Source organism: Larkinella arboricola (assembly GCF_003259745.1).
Lineage (GTDB): Bacteria > Bacteroidota > Bacteroidia > Cytophagales > Spirosomataceae > Larkinella > Larkinella arboricola.
The window spans coordinates 95,005-118,926 of record NZ_QLMC01000001.1; the positions used below are offsets into that span (position 1 = coordinate 95,005).

At 52.1% G+C, this 23,922-nt stretch carries 23 protein-coding genes; 14 read left to right on the top strand and 9 right to left on the bottom strand.

Annotation, left to right across the window (positions count from 1 at the left end):
- The first annotated feature begins 207 nt into the window (after positions 1-207).
- The 7 genes from eno to LX87_RS00430 all read left to right on the top strand — a co-directional run bounded on the left by eno (position 208) and on the right by LX87_RS00430 (position 9,300).
- Positions 208-1,485: a phosphopyruvate hydratase gene (eno, locus tag LX87_RS00400; protein WP_111626206.1), complete on the top strand. Its 1,278-nt coding sequence runs from the start codon at positions 208-210 to the stop codon at positions 1,483-1,485.
- A 65-nt stretch (positions 1,486-1,550) separates the two neighbouring features.
- Positions 1,551-1,862: an FtsB family cell division protein gene (locus LX87_RS00405; protein WP_111626207.1), complete on the top strand. Its 312-nt coding sequence runs from the start codon at positions 1,551-1,553 to the stop codon at positions 1,860-1,862.
- Between the two features lie 40 nt (positions 1,863-1,902).
- On the top strand, positions 1,903-2,430 hold the full coding sequence (locus tag LX87_RS00410) for a low molecular weight protein-tyrosine-phosphatase (RefSeq protein WP_111626208.1): 528 nt from the start codon (positions 1,903-1,905) through the stop codon (positions 2,428-2,430).
- 180 nt (positions 2,431-2,610) lie between these two features.
- Positions 2,611-3,561, top strand: coding sequence for a UTP--glucose-1-phosphate uridylyltransferase (locus LX87_RS00415; protein WP_229310499.1), 951 nt, complete (start codon positions 2,611-2,613; stop codon positions 3,559-3,561).
- 3 nt (positions 3,562-3,564) lie between these two features.
- On the top strand, positions 3,565-6,900 hold the full coding sequence (locus LX87_RS00420) for a UTP--glucose-1-phosphate uridylyltransferase (protein WP_111626209.1): 3,336 nt from the start codon (positions 3,565-3,567) through the stop codon (positions 6,898-6,900).
- A gap of 168 nt (positions 6,901-7,068) precedes the next feature.
- Positions 7,069-8,604: a 2,3-bisphosphoglycerate-independent phosphoglycerate mutase gene (gpmI, locus tag LX87_RS00425; RefSeq protein WP_111626210.1), complete on the top strand. Its 1,536-nt coding sequence runs from the start codon at positions 7,069-7,071 to the stop codon at positions 8,602-8,604.
- A gap of 150 nt (positions 8,605-8,754) precedes the next feature.
- Positions 8,755-9,300 (top strand): hypothetical protein, encoded by a 546-nt coding sequence (locus LX87_RS00430; RefSeq protein ID WP_111626211.1) that lies wholly within the window; start codon positions 8,755-8,757, stop codon positions 9,298-9,300.
- 67 nt (positions 9,301-9,367) lie between these two features.
- Here the strand turns inward: LX87_RS00430 and LX87_RS00435 are convergent, their stop codons facing one another.
- The 3 genes from LX87_RS00435 to LX87_RS00445 all read right to left on the bottom strand — a co-directional run bounded on the left by LX87_RS00435 (position 9,368) and on the right by LX87_RS00445 (position 11,278).
- Positions 9,368-10,174, bottom strand: coding sequence for a TPM domain-containing protein (locus LX87_RS00435; RefSeq protein ID WP_111626212.1), 807 nt, complete (start codon positions 10,172-10,174; stop codon positions 9,368-9,370).
- Complete coding sequence (locus LX87_RS00440) at positions 10,175-10,609, bottom strand: TPM domain-containing protein (RefSeq protein WP_211325259.1); 435 nt, start codon at positions 10,607-10,609, stop codon at positions 10,175-10,177.
- An 87-nt stretch (positions 10,610-10,696) separates the two neighbouring features.
- On the bottom strand, positions 10,697-11,278 hold the full coding sequence (locus LX87_RS00445; RefSeq protein ID WP_111626213.1) for a LemA family protein: 582 nt from the start codon (positions 11,276-11,278) through the stop codon (positions 10,697-10,699).
- A 228-nt stretch (positions 11,279-11,506) separates the two neighbouring features.
- Here LX87_RS00445 and LX87_RS00450 point away from each other — a divergent pair, with 228 nt between their 5' ends.
- The gene (locus tag LX87_RS00450; protein WP_111626214.1) at positions 11,507-12,295 is read left to right on the top strand and encodes an SDR family oxidoreductase; all 789 of its coding nucleotides are present in this window, start codon (positions 11,507-11,509) and stop codon (positions 12,293-12,295) included.
- A 4-nt stretch (positions 12,296-12,299) separates the two neighbouring features.
- Here LX87_RS00450 and LX87_RS00455 read toward each other — a convergent pair whose 3' ends face one another.
- Genes LX87_RS00455 through LX87_RS00465 form a run of 3 tightly spaced genes read right to left on the bottom strand, consistent with a single transcriptional unit; the run spans position 12,300 to position 14,892 of the window.
- On the bottom strand, positions 12,300-13,049 hold the full coding sequence (locus LX87_RS00455; RefSeq protein WP_111626215.1) for a DUF4129 domain-containing protein: 750 nt from the start codon (positions 13,047-13,049) through the stop codon (positions 12,300-12,302).
- Positions 13,033-13,914, bottom strand: coding sequence for a hypothetical protein (locus LX87_RS00460; protein WP_111626216.1), 882 nt, complete (start codon positions 13,912-13,914; stop codon positions 13,033-13,035). Before LX87_RS00460 ends, LX87_RS00455 begins: the two co-directional genes overlap by 17 nt.
- Before the next feature lie 12 nt (positions 13,915-13,926).
- The gene (locus tag LX87_RS00465; RefSeq protein ID WP_111626217.1) at positions 13,927-14,892 is read right to left on the bottom strand and encodes a stage II sporulation protein M; all 966 of its coding nucleotides are present in this window, start codon (positions 14,890-14,892) and stop codon (positions 13,927-13,929) included.
- A gap of 175 nt (positions 14,893-15,067) precedes the next feature.
- Between LX87_RS00465 and LX87_RS00470 the strand changes: the two genes are divergently transcribed.
- From LX87_RS00470 to LX87_RS00495, 6 genes are all read left to right on the top strand, one after another.
- The gene (locus LX87_RS00470) at positions 15,068-16,168 is read left to right on the top strand and encodes a glycosyltransferase family 4 protein (protein ID WP_111626218.1); all 1,101 of its coding nucleotides are present in this window, start codon (positions 15,068-15,070) and stop codon (positions 16,166-16,168) included.
- A complete protein-coding gene (locus LX87_RS00475; RefSeq protein ID WP_111626219.1) occupies positions 16,169-17,353 on the top strand; it encodes a glycosyltransferase in 1,185 nt (394 codons plus the stop codon).
- A complete protein-coding gene (locus tag LX87_RS00480; RefSeq protein WP_310587863.1) occupies positions 17,350-18,063 on the top strand; it encodes an RDD family protein in 714 nt (237 codons plus the stop codon). The genes LX87_RS00475 and LX87_RS00480 overlap by 4 nt, the downstream gene beginning before the upstream one ends.
- 109 nt (positions 18,064-18,172) lie before the next feature.
- Positions 18,173-19,372 (top strand): M20 metallopeptidase family protein, encoded by a 1,200-nt coding sequence (locus LX87_RS00485; RefSeq protein WP_111626221.1) that lies wholly within the window; start codon positions 18,173-18,175, stop codon positions 19,370-19,372.
- A gap of 41 nt (positions 19,373-19,413) precedes the next feature.
- Positions 19,414-19,920: a SixA phosphatase family protein gene (locus tag LX87_RS00490; protein ID WP_111626222.1), complete on the top strand. Its 507-nt coding sequence runs from the start codon at positions 19,414-19,416 to the stop codon at positions 19,918-19,920.
- Positions 19,921-20,080: 160 nt separating this feature from the next.
- Positions 20,081-20,479 (top strand): hypothetical protein, encoded by a 399-nt coding sequence (locus LX87_RS00495; protein ID WP_146624406.1) that lies wholly within the window; start codon positions 20,081-20,083, stop codon positions 20,477-20,479.
- Positions 20,480-20,595: 116 nt separating this feature from the next.
- Here LX87_RS00495 and LX87_RS00500 read toward each other — a convergent pair whose 3' ends face one another.
- From LX87_RS00500 to LX87_RS00510, 3 genes are read right to left on the bottom strand one after another with little or no spacing between them, the layout of a single operon-like run.
- Positions 20,596-21,540, bottom strand: a complete 945-nt coding sequence (locus tag LX87_RS00500; RefSeq protein ID WP_111626224.1) for a TonB family protein — start codon at positions 21,538-21,540, stop codon at positions 20,596-20,598.
- A 6-nt stretch (positions 21,541-21,546) separates the two neighbouring features.
- Positions 21,547-23,493, bottom strand: coding sequence for a M56 family metallopeptidase (locus tag LX87_RS00505; protein ID WP_111626225.1), 1,947 nt, complete (start codon positions 23,491-23,493; stop codon positions 21,547-21,549).
- Positions 23,490-23,861 carry a BlaI/MecI/CopY family transcriptional regulator gene (locus LX87_RS00510; RefSeq protein ID WP_111626226.1) on the bottom strand — a complete coding sequence of 124 codons (372 nt, stop codon included), beginning with the start codon at positions 23,859-23,861 and terminating at the stop codon, positions 23,490-23,492. The genes LX87_RS00505 and LX87_RS00510 overlap by 4 nt, the downstream gene beginning before the upstream one ends.
- Positions 23,862-23,922: the final 61 nt, after the last annotated feature.

Here is a 23,922-nt window from a genome sequence, read left to right on the forward strand (position 1 = left end):
AAACGTCCTTGTGTAATAATTCCGTATTAACGAATTGCTTAATTGAAAGGGCGTTCCCTACAAACCGAAAAAATCGCTTACTTTGTAGGGCCAATAGTGTGCTACGGCGTAAGGTTCAATGAAGATAGCATAAAAATCCGTATGGGATTGCTTTCTACTCCTTTGTTTCTTTTTGTATACAAATATTAACCAACTTTTTCTGACACAATGAGTATTATTCAGTCCATTCATGCCAGACAGATTCTGGATTCGAGAGGCAACCCAACTGTGGAAGTCGATGTTCGTACCGAAAACGGTTTTCTGGGCCGGGCGGCCGTTCCGTCAGGTGCCTCAACCGGCTCACACGAAGCCGTCGAATTGCGCGACGACGATCCAAAACGGTATGTGGGCAAAGGTGTATTGAAAGCCGTTCAGAACGTCAATGAACTGATTTTTCCGGAACTGGTTGGGTCATCCGTGTTTGATCAGACCCTGATCGATCGGATTATGATTGAACTGGATGGTACGTCCAATAAAGGAAAGCTGGGCGCCAACGCCATTCTGGGCGTATCGATGGCTATTGCCAAAGCTGCTGCGCAGGAAGCCGGTTTGCCGTTATACCGGTACATCGGGGGCGTGAACGCCAACACCCTGCCGGTTCCGATGATGAACATCCTGAACGGCGGTAGCCACGCCGACAACTCCATCGATTTCCAGGAATTTATGGTGATGCCAGTGGGCGCTCCGACGTTCTCGGAAGCCCTGCGCTGGGGAACGGAAGTGTTCCACTCGCTGAAAAAAGTCTTGAAAGGCAAAGGTATGTCGACTAACGTGGGCGACGAAGGTGGTTTTGCTCCGAACATCCCGTCGAACGAAGAGGCTATTCAGATCATTCTGCAAGCCATCGAGAAAGCCGGATACCGCCCCGGTCAGGATATTTACATTGCTATGGATGCCGCTGCGTCGGAGTTCTACGAGGCAGAGTCCGGAGTGTACCACTTCAAAAAATCGACGGGCGACAAGTTAAGCTCATCCGACATGGCCAACTACTGGAAAGAATGGGTGGAGAAATACCCGATCATTTCCATCGAAGACGGTATGGCCGAAGACGACTGGAGCGGCTGGAAACAGCAGACCGAACTGATTGGCAAGAAAACCCAACTGGTGGGTGACGACCTGTTTGTGACGAACGTAACCCGTTTGCAGCAGGGCATCGACCAGGGAATTGCCAACGCGGTTCTGGTGAAAGTAAACCAGATCGGCTCGCTGACGGAAACCATTGATACCGTCAACCTGGCGAAACGCAATTCGTATAAAAACATTATGTCGCACCGCTCCGGCGAAACCGAAGACGCGACGATTGCCGACCTGGCCGTTGCCTTGAATACCGGCCAGATCAAAACCGGTTCGGCTTCCCGTTCAGACCGGATGGCGAAATACAACCAGTTGCTCCGGATCGAGGAAGAACTCGGCGATACCGCTTACTTCCCCGGCATCAAAATGTAATTTTAGTACCCCCAACCACCCGACGGTTGGGGGTTTTCTGATTTAAGCCTAATCCATCAGAAAAGATGTTCAATAAAATCCTCCGAACTGCCAGGAACTTTTATGTCGCCACCGGTCTGGGTTTGTTCATCTGGATGGCGTTTTTTGATACCAACGACATTATTTCGCAGTTCAGGAACAGCATGAAATTGCGGGATCTGGAAGCAGATCGGGTGTATTATGACGAGAAAATTGCGGAGGTGGAAACGCAGCGTAAGTCGTTGCTGGGCAATGCGCGTTTGCAGGAGAAATACGCCCGCGAAAACTACTTCATGAAGAAGCCCAACGAGGATGTTTACGTGCTGGTCAATGAACAAAACGAATTATTAGAAAAATAATGATGAATCGTTCATCGATTACCGTTTCTACTTCATCATTATGATTAATGTTCTCTTCGTTTGTTTAGGAAACATCTGCCGGTCGCCGTTGGCGGAAGGCGTATTCAGACAATTTATCAATGAGCGGGGGCTGGAGGCATCGATTCAATGTGATTCTGCCGGCACATCTTCCTACCATATCGGTGATCTGCCCGACCGCCGAACCCGTGAAAACGCCCTCGAACACGGTATTAAACTCACCCACCGCGCCCGTCGGTTGTCGGGCGAAGACCTTTCGACCTTTGATTACCTAGTGGCGATGGATGAAGCGAATTATGACGCCATTCAGTATTTCAGCCATCGCAGTACGGGGCTCTACAGCGAAGAAAATACCGTTCTTTTGCGCGAATTTGATCCCCAGCCGGATAGTGGTCCGGGCGGTTTAAATGTCCCTGACCCTTACTATGAAGACGCTGCGGTTTTTGAACAGGTGTACCAGATCGTTTATCGATGCTGTGATAACCTGCTCAACTATCTGATCGAACAGCACCAGCTACAGCCACAATCCGGCCAGCAGGTTCGTGAATAAAGCAGTTTTAGGCCCGCTTTACAGGGTATCGCAGCCCGAAAAAATATAGATTCAAATCGAGACGGTAGAAGGCTTTTTTTAAGATACTTTTTAGTCTGATGAATTTGTTTGGATTGACATAATTTGGAGATTGATTTGCTGGAACTATACAACAATTAAGCCTGAAACGATTTCGATTATATGATGCGAATTAAAAAAGCCGTCATCACGGCGGCTGCCCGGGGTGAACGGTTGTATCCGGTTGCCGATACCGTCCAGAAAGCCATGCTGCCGGTGATTGATACCGACGGACTGCACAAACCCGTTATCCAGATTATTGCCGAAGAAGCCTTTAGCAGTGGCATTGAAGAGTTGTGCGTGGTTTGCGCGCCCGGCGACGGCGAGCGGTACCTGAAAGCATTTGCTTCCCTGCGGGATAACCTCTTCCATTCGTTCAAAGGGGTTGACTGGGCCAAAAAGGAAGCCGAAAAGATTGACCACCTGATCAGCCGGATTCAGTTTGCCGAACAAAAAGAACCGCTGGGCTACGGTCACGCCGTTTACTGCGCCCGGGAATTCGTCAATAACGAGCCGTTTTTGCTGCTTCTGGGCGATTACCTCTACGTTTCCAACCTGTCGCAGAAGAGTTGCGTGGCCCAACTGATTGAACTGGCTTCGCAGGAAAATTGCTCGGTTTCGGCCGTCAACCCTACCATCGAACACCAGATCGGTCGTTACGGAACGCTTACCGGCAAGCAGGCTCCCAACCAGTCGGGCGTTTACCAGATCGAACAAATCATTGAAAAACCGTCGCTGAGCGTAGCTGAACTCGAACTTCAGACGCCCGGTCTGCGGGCAGGCTATTACCTCTGCTTCTTCGGGATGCACGTCTTCACCCCTGCGGTTTTCGACATTTTACAAAAATACATTGATCAGGATGGCAGCAATATTCTGCTGACTCCCGCGCTCCAGGAGCTGGCCGAAACCGAAACCTATCTGGCGCTGGAAGTGAAAGGAAACCGCTACGACCTAAGCCGGAAGCACGGTCTGTTGCGGGCGCAGATTGCCCTGGGGCTGGCTGGCGAAGCGCACGGTGAAATCTTGTCAACGATGGTCGAATTACTGGCCGAAGCAAATAGCCGAACCGTCTGATCCATGAATGTTTTTATAGAAACCATTACCTCGACAGACCCGGCCAAGCGTAATCGCTCTTTTTACGAAATCAGCGGGCGGCTTTCGGCAAAAGAACTGCTGGAACTGCTGCGGGAACTGGACGAATTCCGGAAAACGACTCCCAATTTATACGATAAGGTTCGCGCCATCCTCTTCCTGTATGCGGGTTTCCGGTTTTTTCTGATGGAAGCTGCGGCAACCCCATCGACCGGAAAAATACCGTATGCGGGTTTTGAAGATTTACTGGCCCGCCGGTTTGAGCAGTCGATTGCCACGCTCTGGCAGGAAATTGAAAAACAGGGACCGAACGCGGCTCTGTTCAGCGGTTTGGCCGAAAGCTATCACCACCTCTCGTTCCAGATTCTGGCCGGGCAGGTGCGCAAAAGCGTACGATCCAGCAAAGGAAATCAGTGGATGTTTCGGGTTGGGCACCGCGAAGAACACCCGATCCGGATTCATTCTGCTTTGCTGAAACGCCCGGACGGCTCGCTCTTTTATCCCGTTCTGCACGAGCAAACGTCGGTGCGGATGGACCTGACCCACAGCGGCTGGTCGGATATCTTCTTTCTCGGGATGGACTACCCGGAGGGCGCGCGCGTTATCAATATTTCCATTGATCTGGGCGTTTTTGGCCGTGATGCCGATATTCGACCGCCGTTGAACTGCTACGTCCGGGTGATTCCGGAGCCGGTTCTGCGCCTGACGAGTATCGACCTGAACACCACCAAGGACATTGACGAACTGGACGATCTGTTCAATTTCGGAAACGACTACCTGAGTCTGGTGAAAGCCGGAGTGATTGCATCCGGTTTGATACCGCCGTCGTTTGAAGGAACTAATCAGTCACTGCCGGATATCCTGTCGCGGATTGTTGCGCCCGGTATGGGCATCGAACTGGTGACCAAGGTGAATGACATTCCCAAAGGCTCACGGTTTGCTGTTTCAACCAACCTGCTGGGTTCCATTATTAGTCTGCTGATGCGGGCAACCGGTCAGACGCAGAATTTGGAAGGCGGTTTGCAGGAAAGCGAACGGCGGCTGGTGGCGTCCCGCGCCATTCTGGGCGAATGGATTGGCGGCTCCGGGGGCGGCTGGCAGGATTCGGGCGGGGTGTGGCCCGGAATCAAAGCTATTCAGGGCACGTTTGCGCAGGAAGGCGACCCCGAATTTGGCGTTAGCCGGGGCACCCTGTTGCCACGCCACCGGGTGCTGCAAGGCGAGGCCATTCATCCCGAAATGGGCGAGAAGATCATGAACTCACTGGTGCTGATGCACGGTGGGATGGCTTCGAACGTCGGGCCGATTCTGGAAATGGTCACCGAAAAGTACCTGCTCCGGGGCGAAAAGGAATGGAACGCCCGCCAGCAAACCAACCAGGTATTTGACAATATTCTGGCGGCAATCAAAGAAGGTAACATTCGGAAACTCGGTGCCAACACCGCCCGGAACTGGGAAGGCCCGATCAAAACGATCATTCCCTGGGCGTCTACTTACTTTACTGAGCAGATCATTGCAAAGGCCAAAGCCGCTTTTGGCGAGGATTACTACGGTTTTCTGATGCTGGGCGGTATGTCCGGGGGCGGCATGGGTATGTTTGTGAATCCAGCGGGTTATGAAGAGTACAAGATGAAGGTGCTCGACATTCTGCGGAAAACCAAAGCTGAGCTATCAGCCGCCCTGCCGTTTGCGATGGAACCGGTGGTGTATAACTGGAGCATCAACCACAAAGGCACCTGGGCAACCCTGAAAGAAGGTACCGATGCGCTCATGCCGGAGCAGTATTACGGGATTCATGTTTCGGAATTGGTTCGGAAAGACCCGGCGTCCATTTCGTACATCCGTCGGGCCGAAATGGATGTGTTTACCACTTATTGCGAGAAAAATAATCTGGCATATCCGCTTCTGCGAACGATTATCAGCAACCTGTTTAAAGTTTCGGACCCTACGTCGCAGAGTAACCGCAGCGTTGAAAACGAGAAAGCGGACCGGATCAAGAAAGAAAACGGGTTCGACTACATCCAGCACGAAGAAATTCGGGAAGATTTGCAAAAGGGCCGCATCGGGTTGTCCCGTAACCGTTTGCCCGCCGAAACCAGCATTGACGACGTACAACCGGGCGATCTGGTTCAGCTTGCTGAACTGACGGCTGCTACCCAAACCGGCGAAGCCGCCATCCGGGCCGGGAAGGTAGCGGTATTGAGTCTGGCCGCTGGGGTCGGAAGCCGCTGGACGAAGGGCGCCGGGGTCATCAAGGCCCTGAATCCATTTGTGGAAATCGAAGGTAAGCACCGGAGTTTCCTGGAAATCCATCTGGCGAAAACCCGCAAGGTGTCCGAAACCTACGGCAGTCCGATTCCGCACGTGGTGGCGACCAGTTACATGACGCACGAACCCATCCGTCGGGCGCTGGACGAGACCGGAAATTTTGGTTATTCCGGACCAACGTACCTGTCGCCGGGCCGTTCGATCGGGCAGCGATACGTGCCGATGGAACGCGATCTGCGGTTTATGTGGGAAGAAATGCCGCAGGAAACCCTCGACGAAAACAAGCAGAAAGTGCGCGATGCCGTCCGGCAGACCATGATTGGCTGGGCCAAGTCGAAAGGCGAAGGCTCGGATTACGTTGATAACATTGCTGCTCAACGGTTTTCGCCCCTGGGGCACTGGTACGAAGTGTCCAATCTGCTCCGGAACGGCACGCTGGCGCAGTTGCTGGCCGAACACCCGCAGGTAGAAACCATCGTTCTGCACAACATTGATACGCTGGGCATGGATATAGACCCGGCGGTAGTGGGCCATCATCTCGAATCAGGCAATATGCTGACGTTTGAGGTGGTGCCGCGCCGGATCGAAGACCGTGGAGGAGGGCTGACCCGCGTGAATGGCCATCTTCGTTTGCTGGAGGGGCTGGCGCAACCCCGCGAGGAGGACGAGCTAAATCTGAGCTATTATAACTCCAATACCACCTGGATTCAGATTGATCCGTTGCTGGCCTTGTTTGGCCTGACGCGTCAGGATTTGCAGGATGGTGACGAAGCCCGATTGGCGAAAGCCGTCCGGAGTGTAGCCCATCGCATTCCGACCTACGTCACCATTAAAGAGGTAAAATACCGTTGGGGACATGGTCAGGAAGATATTTATCCGGTCGCGCAGATCGAAAAACTGTGGAGCGATATGTCGGCGTTGACCGATGTGCCGTGCGGCTATATTGCCGTTCCGCGAACGCGCGGGCAGCAGTTGAAAGACCCGGCCCAACTTGATGCCTGGGTGATCGACGGCAGCAAAGAATATGTGGCTACGCTGGGTACGTTTTCGTAACGGCTGGCCCGATGGTCTGATGCTCAAAAAGGGTTGAATGGATTTACGGTTAAAAAACGGTTAATAAGTAAGGACTTCGATAACTATTTAACCACTTTAATCCTTTAACCATCAAACCATTCCTTTAAAAACAGTGGCTTTTTGCTACTAATATTGTTAATTCAAAGTATGAATAAGAAAGTTATTTTGATGATTCTGGACGGCTGGGGAATTGCCGGAAAGGTCGCTGTATCGGCAATCGATGCCGCCAAAACGCCGTTTATCGATTCGTTGTATACCAAATATTCACACAGTCAGCTTCAGGCTTCGGGTCTGGCCGTTGGTTTGCCGGCGGGTCAGATGGGGAATTCCGAGGTGGGTCACATGAACCTGGGTGCGGGGCGAATTGTGTATCAGGATCTGGTCAAGGTTAATAAAGCCGTTGAAGAACACACGCTGGACCACGAGCCGGTTCTGGTGGATGCCCTGAATTATGCCAAAATCAATGGCAAGAAAGTTCATTTCATCGGGCTGGTTTCCGACGGGGGCGTTCATGCGCATATCGAGCACCTGAAAGGACTTTGCTCCATTGCCCATAAGCAGGGCCTGACCGACGTGTTTATCCATGCGTTTACGGACGGACGCGATACCGACCCCAAAAGCGGCTACGGTTATCTGGCCGATCTGGAAAACCACCTGAAAACTACCACGGGGCAGATTGCCACGGTAATTGGCCGGTATTACGCCATGGACCGCGATAACCGCTGGGAGCGTGTCAAACTGGCCTATGATGCTATGGTTAAGGGTGTTGGACAGGTATCCTGCACATCGGACCAGATTCTGGCGTCGGTGCAAAAGTCGTACGACGAGGATGTAACGGATGAGTTCATCAAACCGATTATTGTCACAAATCCCGACGGATTACCGCTGGCCACCATTCAGGACGGCGACGTCGTGCTGTGCTTCAACTTCCGGACTGACCGGGGCCGCGAAATCACCCTGGCGCTCAGCCAGCGGGATTATCCGGAACAGGATATGAAGAAACTGAACCTGTACTACGTTACGATGACCAATTACGACAACGATTTTGTGGGTGTCAAGGTCATTTACGACAAAGACAACCTGATGCAAACGCTCGGTGAAGTCGTGTCAAAAGCGGGTAGAAAACAGATTCGGATTGCCGAAACCGAGAAATATCCGCACGTGACGTTCTTCTTTTCCGGCGGTCGTGAAGAGGTGTTCGAGGGTGAAAGCCGTCTGCTGTGCCCGTCGCCGAAAGTGGCCACCTACGACCTGAAACCGGAGATGAGCGCGTTCGGCATCCGCGATTCCATCATCCCGGAACTGGAGCGCGAGGAGGTGGATTTTGTTTGTCTTAACTTTGCCAACACCGATATGGTGGGCCATACGGGTGTCTTTTCCGCGGTTATCAAAGCTGCCGAAACCGTTGATCAGTGTGCGCAGGCGGTTATCACAACGGCTCTGGCCCACGGTTACTCGACCCTGGTCATTGCCGACCACGGGAATGCCGATTATATGATCAACGAGGATGGATCGCCTAACACCGCCCACACGACCAACCCGGTTCCGTGCATTCTGGTGGACGATACCTACCATCCGAAACTGAACAACGGTGTTCTGGCAGACATTGCCCCGACGATTCTGCAATTGATGGGCATCGAACAACCCGCTGTTATGACAGGCCACAGTTTGATTGCCGGATAGACATTAGATAAAAGACAAGAGACCCTAGAACTCGAAAAGGTGTTTTATCTCTTGCCTTTCAAATAAACTTTTCGGCGCAGCTTGGTGTTCGCCAACTGAGGACTTCTTTACTCCCCTGATTGAAAAGTCAGGGGTTATTTTTTATCCACGATGAAATACCGTTACGCCCTTGTTCTGCTTCTGGGATTGACTGCCTGTACAAATCCCGCCAAAGAAGCGCCCGCCGGAACATACTACGATCTGAAGACGTATATAGAAAAGCAAATCAGTGAGTTGCAAAAACAGAAACCGACCGTGGTAAAGCGGGCCGGTTTTGGGGAAGAAGAGGAACAGCAGACGACGAAGGATATTGACTGGAGCCGCGAACTGGATTTATTTCTACAGGCTGATATCAACAAACAGGCGTATCAGACCAGCTACCAGAAAAGCCGTCCGGATTCGTTAACGTATGAATACACGCTGAAATCGACTGAAAGATTGCCGGTGCGGTTTCTGCGCATTGAACTGGATTCAGTCACCCACCAGCCCCGGCGGATCAAAGCCACCTTGCGCACCAAAAACTCGCTCTACGAATCAGAACGGAACGTCTGGCTGGAAACCGAGAAAGGCCGCATTAAGCAGTATCACATCGACGGTTTTCAACAACTGGCTTGGCTGGATGCCAAACCGTTCTCAGTCGAAGGAAATATAAAATGAGTGATGAGTTAAGAATTAAGAGTGATGCGTTAAAAACTCTTAATTCTTAACTCATCACTCTTAATTCCTAATAGTCTCCGCCAGCGCCACCTCCGCCGAAGTTGCCGCCCCCGAAGCCGCCGAAACTGCTGCCTCCGCCACCCCCCCAGTTACCGGACGAGCCGCCCCAGCCGGAAAAGGTGGAAGTTGGAAAGGGCACCGGGAAGAAGCCGCCACCGCGGTTACGATTATTGCGTCCCCCGCCACCCCGGTTTCGACTGATCCAGATGAAGATGATAAAGGCAATGAAAATAACCAGAAAGAAGGCAATTCCTCCTCCACCTCCATCACCGTCGGAGGCTTCGGCCTGGTATTCACCGTTGGCCCGCCGGATGATTTCATCAGTTGCCTGATCAAGACCGGCATACCACTGCTCACTTTTAAAATTTGGGATAATAATCTGACTGACAATCCGCTTGGTAATAGCATCCGGAATAGCACCTTCCAGGCCGTAACCCGTCGCAATAAAAACTTTGCGGGTGGAAGGTACCCAGGTTAATACCAGACCGTTATCTTTTCCCTGCTGACCAACGCCCCATTTCCGACCCACCTGAAAGCTAAAGTCGCCGATCGGGTAGGGGTCGGTTGTTTTAACAATCAGAATGACGATTTGGGTGGAGGTGGAATCGTTGTAACGCCGTAATTTTTCTTCCAGTCGGGCGCGCTCATCGGGTTGCAGAATCCCCACAAAATCGTTGACCAGCCGTGGGGGATTAGGCCGGTCTGGAATCACATCGTTTTGCCCATACGCCCGAACGGATGCAACGATCAGCAAAAGAATCGCAGCCAGTCGGACGGGTAAAGCAAAACGATATAAGAAAAAGCGAAGCGTCATTTAGTGTGAAATTTCGTCGGAAAGCTCGTTGGAATCATTCTCCAACCGCGGAAAATACTGGCGCAACTGCTGGCCTGCGCGCTCAATTCCCAGGCAGAAACCGTCGGTAAACCGGCCCTGGCGAAAATTGTCACGCATGATATTTTTGGTAGTTTCCCAGAAATCCTTCGGGACAACCTTGTCAATGCCTTCATCGCCCAGGATAGCAAACTTTCGATCGTCGGTGGCCAGGTAAAACAGCACGCCGTTGCGTTGAGCGGTCTGTTCCATACCCAGTTGCCGGAATACCTGCACCGCGCGGTCCATCACATTGGGCTCCGGACACAGTAATTCAAGATGAACCCGAACTTCGCCCGATGTTTCCATTTCGGCAGCCCGAATAGCCTGAATGATCTGCTGCTGTTCCTCAGCGGTGAAAAGATTGATGGCAGACATGAATCCGTGATGAGTGATGAGTTAAGAATGAAGAGTTGGCTGACGCGTGATAATCAGCAGAGCAACTCCTCACTCTTCACTTTTACGTTAGAATTGAACAGTTGGGGCGTTTTGGGCGGCTTGCGAAGCTTCAAAGAAACCTTTGGGCGAGAAGCCGAAAATACCCGCGAAAATATTGGCCGGGAACGTGCGGACGGAGACGTTATAGTCTTTAACGGCCGCGTTAAAATCATTCCGGGCAACGCTAATGCGGTTTTCTGTCCCTTCCAGTTGAGCCTGTAGTTCCGAGAAGTTCTGCGTAGCTCTTAACTGCGGATAATTCTCGGATACAGCCAACAGACGCGACAGCGTACCGCTTAACTGATCCTGTGCCTGCTGGAAGCGCTGAACGTTTTCGGGGGTCAGCTGATCGGCGTTCAGTTGAACACTGGTGGCTTTGGAACGGGCTTCCATAACGGCCGTCAGGGTGCTTTTTTCAAAATTAGCAGCTCCTTTAACGGTGTTGACCAGGTTTGGAACCAGATCGGCCCGGCGTTGGTACTGCGTTTGGACCTGCGCCCACTTTTCGCCTACATTCGCATCTTTACCGACAATACCGTTATACGTACTGCATCCAAAGAAACCAAAAATCAGGGCTATAACGATGACAATGATAAGACCTTTTGACATGGTGTTATTCTATTAATTTGTTAGGCAAAGCTCGTTAAAATTGGCTCGAAACCATAAAAATTTACAGGATCGGATACTTTTGACCGTAACCTGCGCGCCCGGCCGGATGACCGGAAAGACGCAGATTATGATAAGCAACCCGTTTAAATAACTGATTTTGGCTAATAATTGATTGAGAAAATAGTAAAATCCTACTGTAAACCGTTATTTCGGGCAAACCGTATTACCATGAATCTTTCGCTAACTGGAAAAACGGCCATTGTCTGCGGCAGTACGCAGGGCATTGGCTACGCTTCGGCGGTTGAACTGGCCCTACTGGGCGCTAACGTTACCCTACTGGCCCGCGATGAGGAAAAACTGCGGAACGCCGTAAACTCGCTGGACACTCAGCAGGGACAGAAACATCAATACCGGGTTGCCGATTTTGCCAATCCGGAAGAAGTAAAAACCGTCATTGATGCCTATCTGGCTGATTTTCCCGATGTTCATATTCTGATCAACAATACCGGCGGACCGGCGGGCGGGCCATTAATCGAAGCCCGGCTGGATGAGTTTACGAAGACTTTTGCCGCCCACCTGTTAAACAACCAGCAGTTAACGCAGGCCGTTGTGCCGTCGATGAAACGGTTAGGGTACGGTCGTATCGTCAACATAATCTCAACATCCATCAAGCAGCCGATTGTCGGGCTGGGTGTATCCAACACGATTCGGGGTGCGGTGGGGCAGTGGGCCAAAACCCTGTCACTGGAAATTGCCGAGTATGGCATTACGATCAACAACGTGCTGCCGGGTTATACCAGAACGGCGCGGCTGGAGGCCATCCTGAACAAGCGGATGAGCGAACAGGGAAAATCGCGGGAGGAAGTGGAAGCGCAGATGCAGGCTGACATTCCAAGCAAGCGATTTGTGGAGCCCGAAGAAGTTGGAGCGGCCGTGGCGTTTCTGTGTACACCTGCAGCGGCTTCGATCAACGGAATCAATGTGCCGGTTGATGGCGGCAAAACCGGAAGTCTGTAAGCAATTACCGATTAAAGCGCACGAACGATTCCTGCAACGGTTTAAACCGTTCCTCAGTGATCGGAAAATCGCCGTACCAGATGTATTCAAACTGCGTCGTCAGGGTTTCAAACTCCGGTTGCAGGGGCGACTGCGCCAGGTCGTAGACGTAGCTGCGGTTGGTTTTATCGGGTTTCCAGTCGATCAGGTTGCGGTTGCTCAGGTGTTTGAGCGTTTGTAAATAAAGCAGCCGGACCGCCAGCCGGTAATTTCGCTGCTGGATGGCCGTATCAATTTGCTGATCAAAGTCGATTTCGTGAATGTTTTCCGTAACGGCTTCGTAGTTCAGATCAACGTTCTGCGCTTTTTTGCTAAAGACAAAGCCCAGCACTTCGGCTTTGACCAGTAGCCAGATGGCTCCGCCCGCGATGGCAGCCAGAAAAACATATTGCCAGAAGTTTTCGTAGGCCCTGCTGTTTAAAAAAGCACCCACCTTCTGCCAGAACCAGGCCCAGAATTTCGACCATAAACTGCTGGTGGGCTTAAAATCCTGCCCGTATTGATACGCCCGGTCGCTGCGGTACTCGTCGATCCGGTCGGCTGCGGGTCGCCGGACCTGTATCGCACTGCGGTCGTCGGGCGCGGGCTGCGCCTGTGCCGTGTCTTTGGGCTGAGGTATCGGAAGCTGGGCAACGGCTGAAAAGCCGGTGAGCGTTAGCAGGAGTAGCCACCCAAACAGCCGGAGTTTAGCCGTACACTTAATAATCACCTTCATCGGTTGAGCGGGGAATAGGCGGGGGCGTAGACGAACCAATGTTGTCGATAGCGGTCAGAATGCTGCGGCCCTCCCGGATTTCAATCAGGTTAAAGTACTGAAAAGCAATGCCGAGCGCAATGAGAGCCGAAACCAGCACACTACCGACCGTGCTGAGAATACTGGTCAGAATGGCGACGTAAATCGGCATATCGGGCGCTATTTTCAGCGAAATCATCATGCCCACGGCGGCTGCCGGTACATTAAACACGAAACCGAGAAGATAGGCAATCAAACTAATGACAATGATTAGCCCGAACGTCGACCACCATTTATCCCGGATCAGTTCGAAACAACGACCCATGAACGTACCGGCCGAAGCGCCTTCAAAGACGACTACCGCCAGCGCCAGCGAAAAAACGACGCCTATGTAAATGCCCGGAATGATAAAGAAGAACGTTGCCGCGATCACCAGTATGCTAACCATCACCCAGGTGGCTACGGCCCGTCCCAACGCCGATTGAACTTCGGCCCAAACCGCTTCAACGGTGACAGGTTCGCCCTGGTTGCGGTCGTATACCTTCAAATGGCCATACACCGTCAGATTGACCAGCAACGGTATGAGTAATGCAAAGATAACCGTTACGATGTAATAGGGGCTGGATAGCTGTTGGGCCATCCAGTCGCTCACATTATAACCCGGGCCGATGGTAGGGCGGGTTGTCAGCATGGACGCCGAGGACACGCCCGACGCAATACCGGCAATGAGGGCAGGAGCACCAGCAATGTACAGCAAAGCCATTCCCAGACTCCGGATTTGCTTGACGGCATACTGGATGGTGGCATTGATTTTCTCGCCAAAGTCGCGCTGTTGGTATAAATTCATAAAGAGAGCAAGCTAGGGGTTATCTGTAAACCTCTTTTCCAGTTGAATGGGATAAAGAACAAAATACCAGATAATAAATGCGGCAGAGGTCAGAATAATAGCGGAACTGGCGACCGGATGCAGCGGCAAACGGGTGACGAAGCTTTCCAGAAAACCCGCTGTAATAAAAACCGGCACCAGCCCAATCACGATTTTCAGGCCCTGTTTAGCCCCGCGTCTGAACGACTCCAGCCGCGACAAGGTTCCCGGAAACAACAGGCTGTTGCCGAGCGTCAGACCGGCGCAGCCCGCAATCACAATCGACGAGATTTCCAGCGTTCCGTGAATCCAGATCGTCAGGACGGATGGGAGCAGCAGACCCCGTTCGTAGAAAAAATATTGAAACGCCCCGAGCATCACGCCATTCTGAAACATGACGGCCAGGGTACCAAACGACGCAAACAGTCCAAGAATGAACGCAATAAACGAAACCCGGATATTGTTGACCGTGATGGACAGAAACATATCGGCCTGCCCACTGCTTTTGTAAACCGCCAGCGGATCACCTTTTCGGATATTTTCGAGCGTCATGTTCACGTAATCGTCGCCCAGAATCAGCCGGACGAACAGTTCATCGTTAGCCGCCGACACCCAGCCCAGCGCTCCCGCCATCATAAAAATTGCGAACGATACCAGCAGAAGCCGGTGTGATTTCCGAAACAGCAGCGGCAGTTCGAATTTCCAGAACCGGACAAACCGACCCCGCTCTTCGCGTTTGTTGTGCATGAGCCGACGGTGCATACTGGCAGCCAGCCCGTTCAGGTAGCGGGTAATGGGCGAGGTCGGGTAAAAGGTACGGGCATACGACAGATCGTCGGTCAGTTCGATGAAATGATCGGTTAGCGTATCGGGATCGGAGCGGTCGTTGGTGGCAACGGCTTCGCCCTCGATTTCCTTCCACTTATCGGTATTGCGTTTAATAAAAGCAGCTTCGCGCATGAAAAAAACCGTCTGATGGGCCGGAGCTCATTCGGTCTGATAAATTGCAAAGCAAATCCCAGATTTCAAAGCCGGGCGCTGCAATGAGGCCAATACCGTGGATTTCAAAAACAAATAGCCGTTGTCAAAGGGTTTCTCCGTAAGTTTGCAGCCGGATTGCGTCGTTAAATCGGGTATGAAAATATTGTTTGATCATCAGGCTTTTACGGGAGTGCGGTACGGGGGCGTTTCCCGGTATTTCTATGATTTGATGATAACGCTTCGGCAAAAAGACATCCGGACCCAGCTTTCGATTTTATTTTCGAATAATGCCTACCTCCTCGAAAGCGGTACGTTCCGGGTGCAGTCGTTTCCGTATTTTCTCGGATTCATGCCCACCAATATGCTTTTCTCGCAGATCAACCGGTTGTGGAGTATTGCGCAGTTAAAGCAGAACCAGTACGACGTGTTTCACCCGACGTTTTTTCATCCTTATTTTCTGAAGCACACGAAAAAACCGTTCGTGCTGACGTACCACGACGCGATCAAAGATAAGTTTGGCGAACAGTTTGGTCACATCGACAACGCATCGAAGGACCTCAAGCAGCAATTGCTCAACCGCGCGGCCCGGGTGATTGCCGTATCGGAAAACACCAAAAGCGACCTGGTGCAGCTTTTTGGAATTAAAGCCGAAAAAATAACCGTAGTACACCACGCCACGGCTTTTCAGAATTTGCGGATTCCCGAAACGTTTCAGATTCAGGTGCCCGACGCCTACCTGCTGTACGTCGGCGCCCGAAACGATTATAAAAATTTTATCCCTTTCCTGAAGGCTCTTGCGCCCACGTTTCAGAAATACCCGCACGTTCAGTTGATTTGTGCGGGGGGCGGCCCGTTTAACCCGGAAGAAACGCAGGCCATTCAGCAACTGGGGCTGACAGATCGGATCAGCCAGCGAAACATTGACGATTTTGTCTTATATCGGTTGTACCAGAAGGCGCTGGCGTTTGTTTATCCGTCGCTGTACGAAGGATTCGGGATTCCGATTCTGGAAGCGTTTGCGGCCGACTGTCCGGTGGTCCTGAGTCGGGCGTCCTGTTTTCCGGAAGTGGCGCAGGATGCGGCTTTGTACTTCGATCCGGAGTCGGAATCGGACATTCGGCAGCAGATTGAAAAGGTTATTCTGGACGATTCGCTGCGCCGTTCGCTGGTTCAGAAGGGGCGGGAGCGGAGACAGGACTTCTCACTGGCAAAAATGGCAAGTCAAACCCTTCAGGTTTATCAACAGGTTGTATAAGTGAACAGAGAACAGAAAATCCTGCTTTTTGACACGATCATCGACGGACACCACGCTGATTATCTGACGCATTTGATTCGGTATTGGGTCGATAACCAACGGGTCGGAGAGTTGATCGTAGTCACGCAGCAGGCATTTCAGCCGTATTTTCAGGACCTGACCGACCAGCAAGCGGGGGCCACGAATGTCCGGTTTGTGCCCATTCCGGCGTCGGACGTTGAAACCGTACACCGTGCGTCGATGCTGACCCGCTCGTTTAAAGAATGGAATCTGTTGCTGAAATACATTCACGCCTACCAGCCAACGCACGCGCTGTTGATGTATTTCGATCTTTTTCAGTTGGCTACTTGGCTGGGTCGGTCGGCGCCCTGCCCGATTTCCGGCATTTATTTCCGGCCCGATTTTCATTACAAACAAAATCCCGGCTTTAAAGCGCAGTTGAACGGTTTGCGAAAAAAGGTAACGCTGAAAGGGGCCCTGCGCCAGCGGAGCTTAGCCAATGTGTTCTGCCTCGATCATTCGGCGGTAGAAGGACTGCGGCAGTTGAGCCCAGCCGCCAACATCTGGCCACTGGCCGATCCGGTCGAATCGTACAGCATTACACCCACCGAAATCGGAAACTTGCGTACCGAACTCCGGATTGAGCCAGACCGCCAGATTTTTCTGCTGTTCGGATACCTCGACGAGCGGAAGGGTATCGAACCGTTACTCGACGCGCTGAAGGAGTTGCCGGTTACTGAGCAAAAAGCCATCTGTCTGGTGCTGGCGGGACCGGTTCAGCCTGATTTTCAGGAAAAAATTGAACAGAAAATAGGAGCCGTGGGCGGGCCGGTGCAGATTGTCCGGGTTTTCAGGGAAATAAAAGGACGCGAAATTCAACTGTTTTTCGAGCTGGCCGACTACGCGCTGGCGTTATACCAGAAACACGTCGGCATGGCGTCGGTGGTGGTTCGGGCCGCCGTGTCCCGCAAACCGGTGCTGGCATCCGATTATGGTTATCTGGGCCATCTGGTGCAGTCCGAGCAACTGGGCGCTGTCGCCGACACCACGTCACCATCCGCGATTCGGGCCCTGCTACAACGGGTGTTGACCGAAAAAATACCGTATTCGGCTGAAAATCTGCAAAAATTAGCGGACCGTAATTCGGACGTTTATTTTGCGGAGACTATTTTTAACCATCTTTGAGTTGTGTTGCTATGACGGTTTCGATTCTGACCTCCCAAAACGTGGCGCTGGAATACGAGCCCGCCAGTCTGGGAGACCGGATTCTGGCGCTGATGCTCGATTACCTGATCTTTTTGGGATGGATTATTTTCTATTTCGTTCTGACAAGCCTGATGCCCGGCGTTTTTCAGAACCGTTTTGCGAGCATGGCTGTTTTGCTGCTGCCGTTCATGCTGTATGATTTGCTGTGTGAAGTGTTTCTGAACGGGCAAAGTCTGGGGAAAATAGCGATGAAAATCAGGGTGGTGATGCTGGACGGGTCACCGCCCGGCCTGGGTGCTTACCTGATTCGCTGGCTGTTCCGGCTTATTGAATCACCCCTGTTTTTTACCGGTATTGTACCGTTAGTGACCGTAGCCGCCAACGGGCGGGGGCAGCGCATCGGCGATATAGCCGCCGGAACTACGGTGGTGAAGCTGACCCGGCCCGTTACGCTCGCCCAGGTGACGTACCACGCCTTGCCCGAGGATTACCAGGTCAGTTTTCCGGAGGTAGCCCAGCTTTCGGACCGTGATATGAACACCATTCGGGAAGCGTTGCGGTCAAATAATTATCAAATCATTGGTTTGGCGGCTCATAAAGTAAAACAGGTGATCGGCGTTCAGTCGGAGCTTCACGATGTTATGTTTCTCCGGACGCTAATCAGTGATTATCAGTTTCTGGCATCCTAGCGTAGGCGCTAAGTGCCAACTAGTATAAAGTCAAACGGACCCATTTTAAACCTCATGGACTGAACCCTGCGCGGCCCAACCTGTGCAGTTCGGTCTGTGGTTATGGAATATGAAAGAACAAATTAAAAAGCTGGCGCGGCAGTATGCTGCCGACATGATTGCCAACCGGCGTCACCTGCACGCCAATCCGGAACTGTCGTTTCATGAATACAATACGGCTAAATTCGTCGCGGAGCAACTCAGGGCCATTGGTCTGACTCCGCAGGAAGGTGTTGCCGGAACCGGTTTGGTCGCCCTGATTGAAGGCCGGGGGCAAGACGCATCCGAAAGCCGGGTTGTGGGTCTGCGGGCTGATATGGACGCCCTGCCGATTCACGAAGCGAACGATGTGCCGTACAAATCGACCGTTGAGGGTGTTATGCACGCTTGCGGTCACGATGTACACACCTCGTCGCTGCTGGGAACCGCCCGCATTCTGCACGAACTTCGCGATCAGTTCGCGGGAACCGTCAAGCTGGTTTTTCAGCCTGCGGAGGAAAAAGCGCCGGGCGGTGCTTCGCTGATGATCAAAGACGGTGTTCTGGAAAATCCGGCTCCGGCCAGCATGATCGGCCAGCACGTGGCCCCGAACGTTCCCGTCGGCAAAATCGGCTTCCGGGAAGGGATGTACATGGCCAGCACCGACGAACTGTACCTGACGGTGATCGGTAAAGGCGGCCACGGTGCCATGCCCGACCAACTCGTTGACCCGGTTTTGATTGCATCGCACATCATTGTGGCCCTCCAGCAGATCATCAGCCGAAACCGCAAACCGGCCAATCCGTCGGTTCTGTCGTTTGGGCGGTTTATTGCCGACGGTGTAACCAACGTGATTCCCAACGAAGTAACCATTGAAGGGACGTTCCGCTGCATGGACGAAGAGTGGCGGGAAGACGGTTTGCGCCGGATGAAGAAGATGGCGGAAGGCATGGCCGAAGCGATGGGTGCCCGCTGCGAATTTACGGTAGTGCGCGGCTACCCGTTCCTGAAAAACCACCCCGAACTGACCCGGCGAATGCGCTCGGCGGCAACTGACTACATGGGGGCCGACAACGTGATCAACCTGGATTTGTGGATGGCGGGCGAGGATTTTGCTTTTTATTCGCAGGTGGTCGATTCGTGTTTTTACCGGCTTGGAACCCGCAATGAAGAGCGCGGCATCATTTCCGGTGTTCACACGCCCACGTTCGACATTGACGAATCGGCGCTGGAAATCGGCGCGGGCCTGATGAGCTGGCTGGCGGTGGAGGAGTTAAGAATGAAGAGTTAAGAGTTAAGGTTGAGGGGCGGAGGAGTATTACCTTTTAGGAAATGAAAAACGTACTGGTGGTATTGGGGTTATTAGCGGGCTTAACCGGTTGCTCGACTTCTACGGTGTTCATCGTGCGCCATGCCGAGAAGGTGAGCGAAGCCGACACCAGCAGCCTGACCACGGCGGGTTTCGAACGGGTGCAGGCGCTGGCCGACCGGCTGGAGGACGAACGCATTAGTCTGATTTTAACCACGCCATACCGCCGGACACAGCAGACCGCAGCCCCACTGGCTCGCCAACTTAACGTGCCAATTGAGTCGTATCCCGGCCAGCCAATCGGCGCGGTTGTGGAAAGGATACAACGGGCCAAAGGCAAAAATACACTGGTGGTTGGGCATAGCAACACCATTCTGGACATTGTAAAAGGTCTGGGCGCTGTGCCGACCCAAAGCCAGATTGAACCCGGTGACCATGACAATTTATTTGTTGTAACCCGGCAAAAAGGCTTGTTCGGAAAGTCGATTCGGCTGCGGGAAGAAACGTACGGCCAGCCAACGGCGCCCTGATTTGAGCCGGGATTAAAAGGAAAGGTCAAAAAATGGGCAATTTTTGGGCAGGTCTGTCAGTTAAGAAAGTAGTGTTAACCCAAATTCAATCCGTTTAATGAGTTTTCGAGTTGTTCGATTGTTCTTTGTTTTTTGCGTTTTGTGGATCACTCAGTTGAGCGTGGCAAATGCTCAGCGACCAGCCCCGACGGGTTCCCTGTTTCCCAATCGATTTACAGGTCGGCAGATTGTAGTAGAAGTAGGAAGTGCGCCGGATCGGCCCGAATACCGTCTGTTAGACAACGGCTTGCTATTTTACCGGAAGGGCTCGGAAGGGTCTTTCACGCAGTTAGGCCAGCAGCGAAAAGACTCGACCATGAAGGCGTTTGCGCGGTTGGAACAGGAATGCAAGATCAAAACCACCAGGCAGGAAAAGCCCGAAAAGCCCGATGTGACGGTTAGCTGGAAGCGCGCCAAAACCGAGTTTACGGTAGGTTGGGAAAAAGGGCAGGCACCCGAGATTTACAAGCAGTTTTATGAGAGATTCATAGCGTTATTTCCCCGAATCCAGCGGAAATAAGACCTGAAAAGCCCCGACGTTTACCGCGCCGGGGCTTTTTGATTAAGTGATACGTATCTTAATTCATAGCTGTTTGCCTTTAGAGACAGCTATGGAGGATTTTTAGCTAAGATGTTTTAAAGGCTCTTTTCAGTTGATTGAAAATTTATTGGCAGGTTGTACTTCACCCGCACCGGTTTACCATCCTGTATCCCCGGCTTCCAGCGTGGCATGGATTTAACGACCCGGATCGCTTCTTCGTCGGCCCCAAAACCGATGCCTTTCAGGATCGTTACATCCTGAATGCTACCGTCCGTATTGATGACCAAACTCAAAAACACCCGGCCTGATACACCAGCCCGTGCTGCTGCGGCCGGGTATTTTATGTTATTACTCAGAAACTCCCCTAAAGCTTTCATCCCGCCCGGAAATTCGGGATTTTGTTCAACCATGGTAAAAATTTTACCGTTGCCATCATCCACGGGTTTTCGGTCAAGCAGATCCGTGATGTTGCTGTTCCTGATATGCTTCGGAATTCTGGGTGTGCCGGTCCAGTACGTGGATGGTTTACCGTCGGTGGGCTGGGCGAGCCGGACGTAAAGAGCATCCCGGCCATTAACTGGCACTTCGATGCTCTGGTGCCCGACGAACGAAACAACCAGGGTGCCATTGCCGGGCACGTTGAATTGGTACTCGCCGTTGGCGTCGGTGCTGGTGCCCGTCTGCGATCCTTTCAGCACGATGTTAGCCCCCGGGATTGGTTTGTCGTTGGAATCAAAAATCTGCCCCGAAATTGTAATCGGGTTTTTGCTGACCACATCCTTCTTCGACTGATCTTCGCAGGCCGCTACGAAGACGAACAGACTGGCAATCAGCAGGGTTGCGAAGCCGTATTTAGCGATGGCCCAGCGGCTGGTTTCTGACTTCTGTAACATAAGAATTCGCTGTTTTAAGGTTGAAGGTTCAAAGAAAGGCGTGATAAAAGCCGACGGTTTCGGCCCAAAGGTGTAGGAAATGAGCTGGTTGTCGAGCCGCCGTTGGCAGAACCGCAGCCGCGTGGATAAGGGTTTGGGAGCTTTCATGGCGGCTTAGTGTTTTGTGGTTGCCTTGATGGTGTACGTCGATTTGGAGTGGTCGGCCTCAACACGTTCGATCTCGTCCGGATTTAGTTTCCGAAACGCTTCCTGCGTAATGATTTTGTCGTCCAGCATGTAAACCGGCGGTTGTCCATCATACTGCACACGACCTGCCCGCTGAAGTGTTTCGGTCATTGCTTTCTGCCGGGTGGTGATATGAATCACGCCATTTTTGCCCTCATCGCCGTATAGGCTGGTAGCCGAAGCGCCTTTCAGGACATTGATTTCCTGAATGTCATGGGGGGGCAAGTTGGATGGAAAGCCTGATTTTATCGATCTGGCAGTCATTTTCTCGCCATCAACAACATAAAGCGGTTGCTTATCAGGGTCGTTGCTGACCGGATTCGCTCGGTCGAAGTTTATCTTCAGCTCTCCGGTTCGCTTGGGAGTGGGCGTTGGCTCGTCTTTTTCCAGCTGAAATTCAATTGGCAGTACATACGGCACCGCTACGGGCTTACCCTCCTGAATCCCTGGTTTCCAGGCTGGCATCTTTCCCACAACCCGAACGGCTTCTTCATCGCAGCCGGAACCGATACCTTTCTGTACGCGGATGTTGTGTACCGTTCCGTCCGTTCCGATCACGAATTGTACATAAACCGTTCCATCCGTATTATTTTGTCGAGCATCCGCTGGATATTGCAAATTGGTAGCCAGATACTGACCTAAAGCCTGTTTTCCACCCGGAAATTCCGGCATTTGCTCTACTACCGTAAAGCCGTCCTTTTTAGGAGCAGCAGTTTTTGCAGTAGGGTTTGAAGCGTAGGCAACAACGACAACTTTATCCAGCGATTTGACCACGGCCGTCAGCTCAAAATCCAGCGTTTTCTTCCCCGCAACGGCTTTTTTCTGACTTTCAAAACCCACGAAACTGGCAACGAGCGTTGCGTTAGCGGGTATGTTTTCGACTTTGTATTGGCCCTGCGCATCGGTTTGGGCACCGATTGTGCCGTTCTGAACGACCACCGTGGCACCCGGTAAGGGCTGCCCATTTTGATCGGTCACTTTTCCGGAAACCGTAATTTTCTGGTCCGAAACCGGGTTTACCAATTGCGAGATTTCGTCGCGGGCGGTGGTCATTGCCAGTAGACTCAGCAGAAGGGGCAATACCAGTACGTACTTGCCCAGGGCCCAGCGGCTGGTGGTCCGGCGGTGCAACATGATAATCCGTTCTTTCAGGAGCGACGGTTTGAAAAAGCCGTTGGTCAGAGTATTGGGCTGAACGCCAAAGGCATAATCGATGAGGAAGGTGGCGTATTGGTGTTTGTCTTCCGCCTGCGAATCGGCCAGAAACTCGTGCACCTGCTGGATGGATTGTTTGTAAAGAAACAAAACCGGATTCAGCCAGAAAACCAGTTGAACAGCCTCCAGCAGCAGCACATCAAAACTATGCCATTGCCGGATATGGACCAGCTCGTGGGCCACGATTGGGGTGTTGGCAGACTGCGCATCCCGGCGGCAAAGTACCAGATACCGAAAAAATGAAAACGTCGGCACGCGCTCGTCGGAAGGCAGCACCAGCGTGTAATCGTCCACCTCGTGTCGTTCCGAGCGCCGGATGAGTCGTTCAATTCCCGTTATCTGAATCAGCAGCCGGCCCAGCAGGATAACCGAAATCAACCCGTAGGATCCATAGCCGATGGTTTCCCAGTCTGGTCCGGTGGGTTCAACCGGCGTAATGGTAACCGGAATAGTAAACGCACCAACGGGTATCGGAATGGTTTCGACGGTTTCGGAAGGCAGTTCGATAAAGGGCAGAACCAGCGAAAGCAGCACCGACGCCAGCAAATACAGACGGTTCAGGCGGAAGAACGTGTGCTTTCGCAGCCAGAGCCAGTAACAGGCGTAAAACAGCACCAGAAACAGGTTGGCTTTCAGGAAATAGTCGAGTACTGCGTTCATGAGTCCTTTTTACGGTTTAGAAGTTCGATAATTTCATCGGTTTCTTTCAGGCTCAGCTTGCGGTCTTTCACGAAAAACGACACCAGTTTTTTCAGCGAGTTATCGAAATACCCGGACATGAGCTGTTCCATCTCGAAGCGTTTGTATTCTTCCTTCGTAATGAGCGGGTAGTATTCGTGCGTTTTACCGTAGGCGCGGTAGCCTACCAGTCCTTTTTTTTCGAGGATGCGGATAATCGTCGAAACCGTATTGTAGGCGGGTTTGGGCTCGGACAGTTCGGCCAGAACGTCCTTGACAAAGCCTTTTTCAAGTTTCCACAATACCTTCATGATTTCCTCTTCGGTATTGGTTAATTCACGAACTTGCATAATGAATGGCGCTAATGGTTCCTTCAATCAAATGTATGACTAATTTATTAGTTTCAAAACT

Coding starts and splice junctions, on each gene's coding strand:
- eno (WP_111626206.1), top strand. CDS start 208: ATGAGTATTATTCAGTCCATTCATGCCAGACAGATTCTGGATTCGAGA.
- LX87_RS00405 (WP_111626207.1), top strand. CDS start 1,551: ATGTTCAATAAAATCCTCCGAACTGCCAGGAACTTTTATGTCGCCACC.
- LX87_RS00410 (WP_111626208.1), top strand. CDS start 1,903: ATGATTAATGTTCTCTTCGTTTGTTTAGGAAACATCTGCCGGTCGCCG.
- LX87_RS00415 (WP_229310499.1), top strand. CDS start 2,611: ATGATGCGAATTAAAAAAGCCGTCATCACGGCGGCTGCCCGGGGTGAA.
- LX87_RS00420 (WP_111626209.1), top strand. CDS start 3,565: ATGAATGTTTTTATAGAAACCATTACCTCGACAGACCCGGCCAAGCGT.
- gpmI (WP_111626210.1), top strand. CDS start 7,069: ATGAATAAGAAAGTTATTTTGATGATTCTGGACGGCTGGGGAATTGCC.
- LX87_RS00430 (WP_111626211.1), top strand. CDS start 8,755: ATGAAATACCGTTACGCCCTTGTTCTGCTTCTGGGATTGACTGCCTGT.
- LX87_RS00435 (WP_111626212.1), bottom strand. CDS start 10,174: ATGACGCTTCGCTTTTTCTTATATCGTTTTGCTTTACCCGTCCGACTG.
- LX87_RS00440 (WP_211325259.1), bottom strand. CDS start 10,609: ATGTCTGCCATCAATCTTTTCACCGCTGAGGAACAGCAGCAGATCATT.
- LX87_RS00445 (WP_111626213.1), bottom strand. CDS start 11,278: ATGTCAAAAGGTCTTATCATTGTCATCGTTATAGCCCTGATTTTTGGT.
- LX87_RS00450 (WP_111626214.1), top strand. CDS start 11,507: ATGAATCTTTCGCTAACTGGAAAAACGGCCATTGTCTGCGGCAGTACG.
- LX87_RS00455 (WP_111626215.1), bottom strand. CDS start 13,049: ATGAAGGTGATTATTAAGTGTACGGCTAAACTCCGGCTGTTTGGGTGG.
- LX87_RS00460 (WP_111626216.1), bottom strand. CDS start 13,914: ATGAATTTATACCAACAGCGCGACTTTGGCGAGAAAATCAATGCCACC.
- LX87_RS00465 (WP_111626217.1), bottom strand. CDS start 14,892: ATGCGCGAAGCTGCTTTTATTAAACGCAATACCGATAAGTGGAAGGAA.
- LX87_RS00470 (WP_111626218.1), top strand. CDS start 15,068: ATGAAAATATTGTTTGATCATCAGGCTTTTACGGGAGTGCGGTACGGG.
- LX87_RS00485 (WP_111626221.1), top strand. CDS start 18,173: ATGAAAGAACAAATTAAAAAGCTGGCGCGGCAGTATGCTGCCGACATG.
- LX87_RS00490 (WP_111626222.1), top strand. CDS start 19,414: ATGAAAAACGTACTGGTGGTATTGGGGTTATTAGCGGGCTTAACCGGT.
- LX87_RS00500 (WP_111626224.1), bottom strand. CDS start 21,540: ATGAAAGCTCCCAAACCCTTATCCACGCGGCTGCGGTTCTGCCAACGG.
- LX87_RS00505 (WP_111626225.1), bottom strand. CDS start 23,493: ATGAACGCAGTACTCGACTATTTCCTGAAAGCCAACCTGTTTCTGGTG.
- LX87_RS00510 (WP_111626226.1), bottom strand. CDS start 23,861: ATGCAAGTTCGTGAATTAACCAATACCGAAGAGGAAATCATGAAGGTA.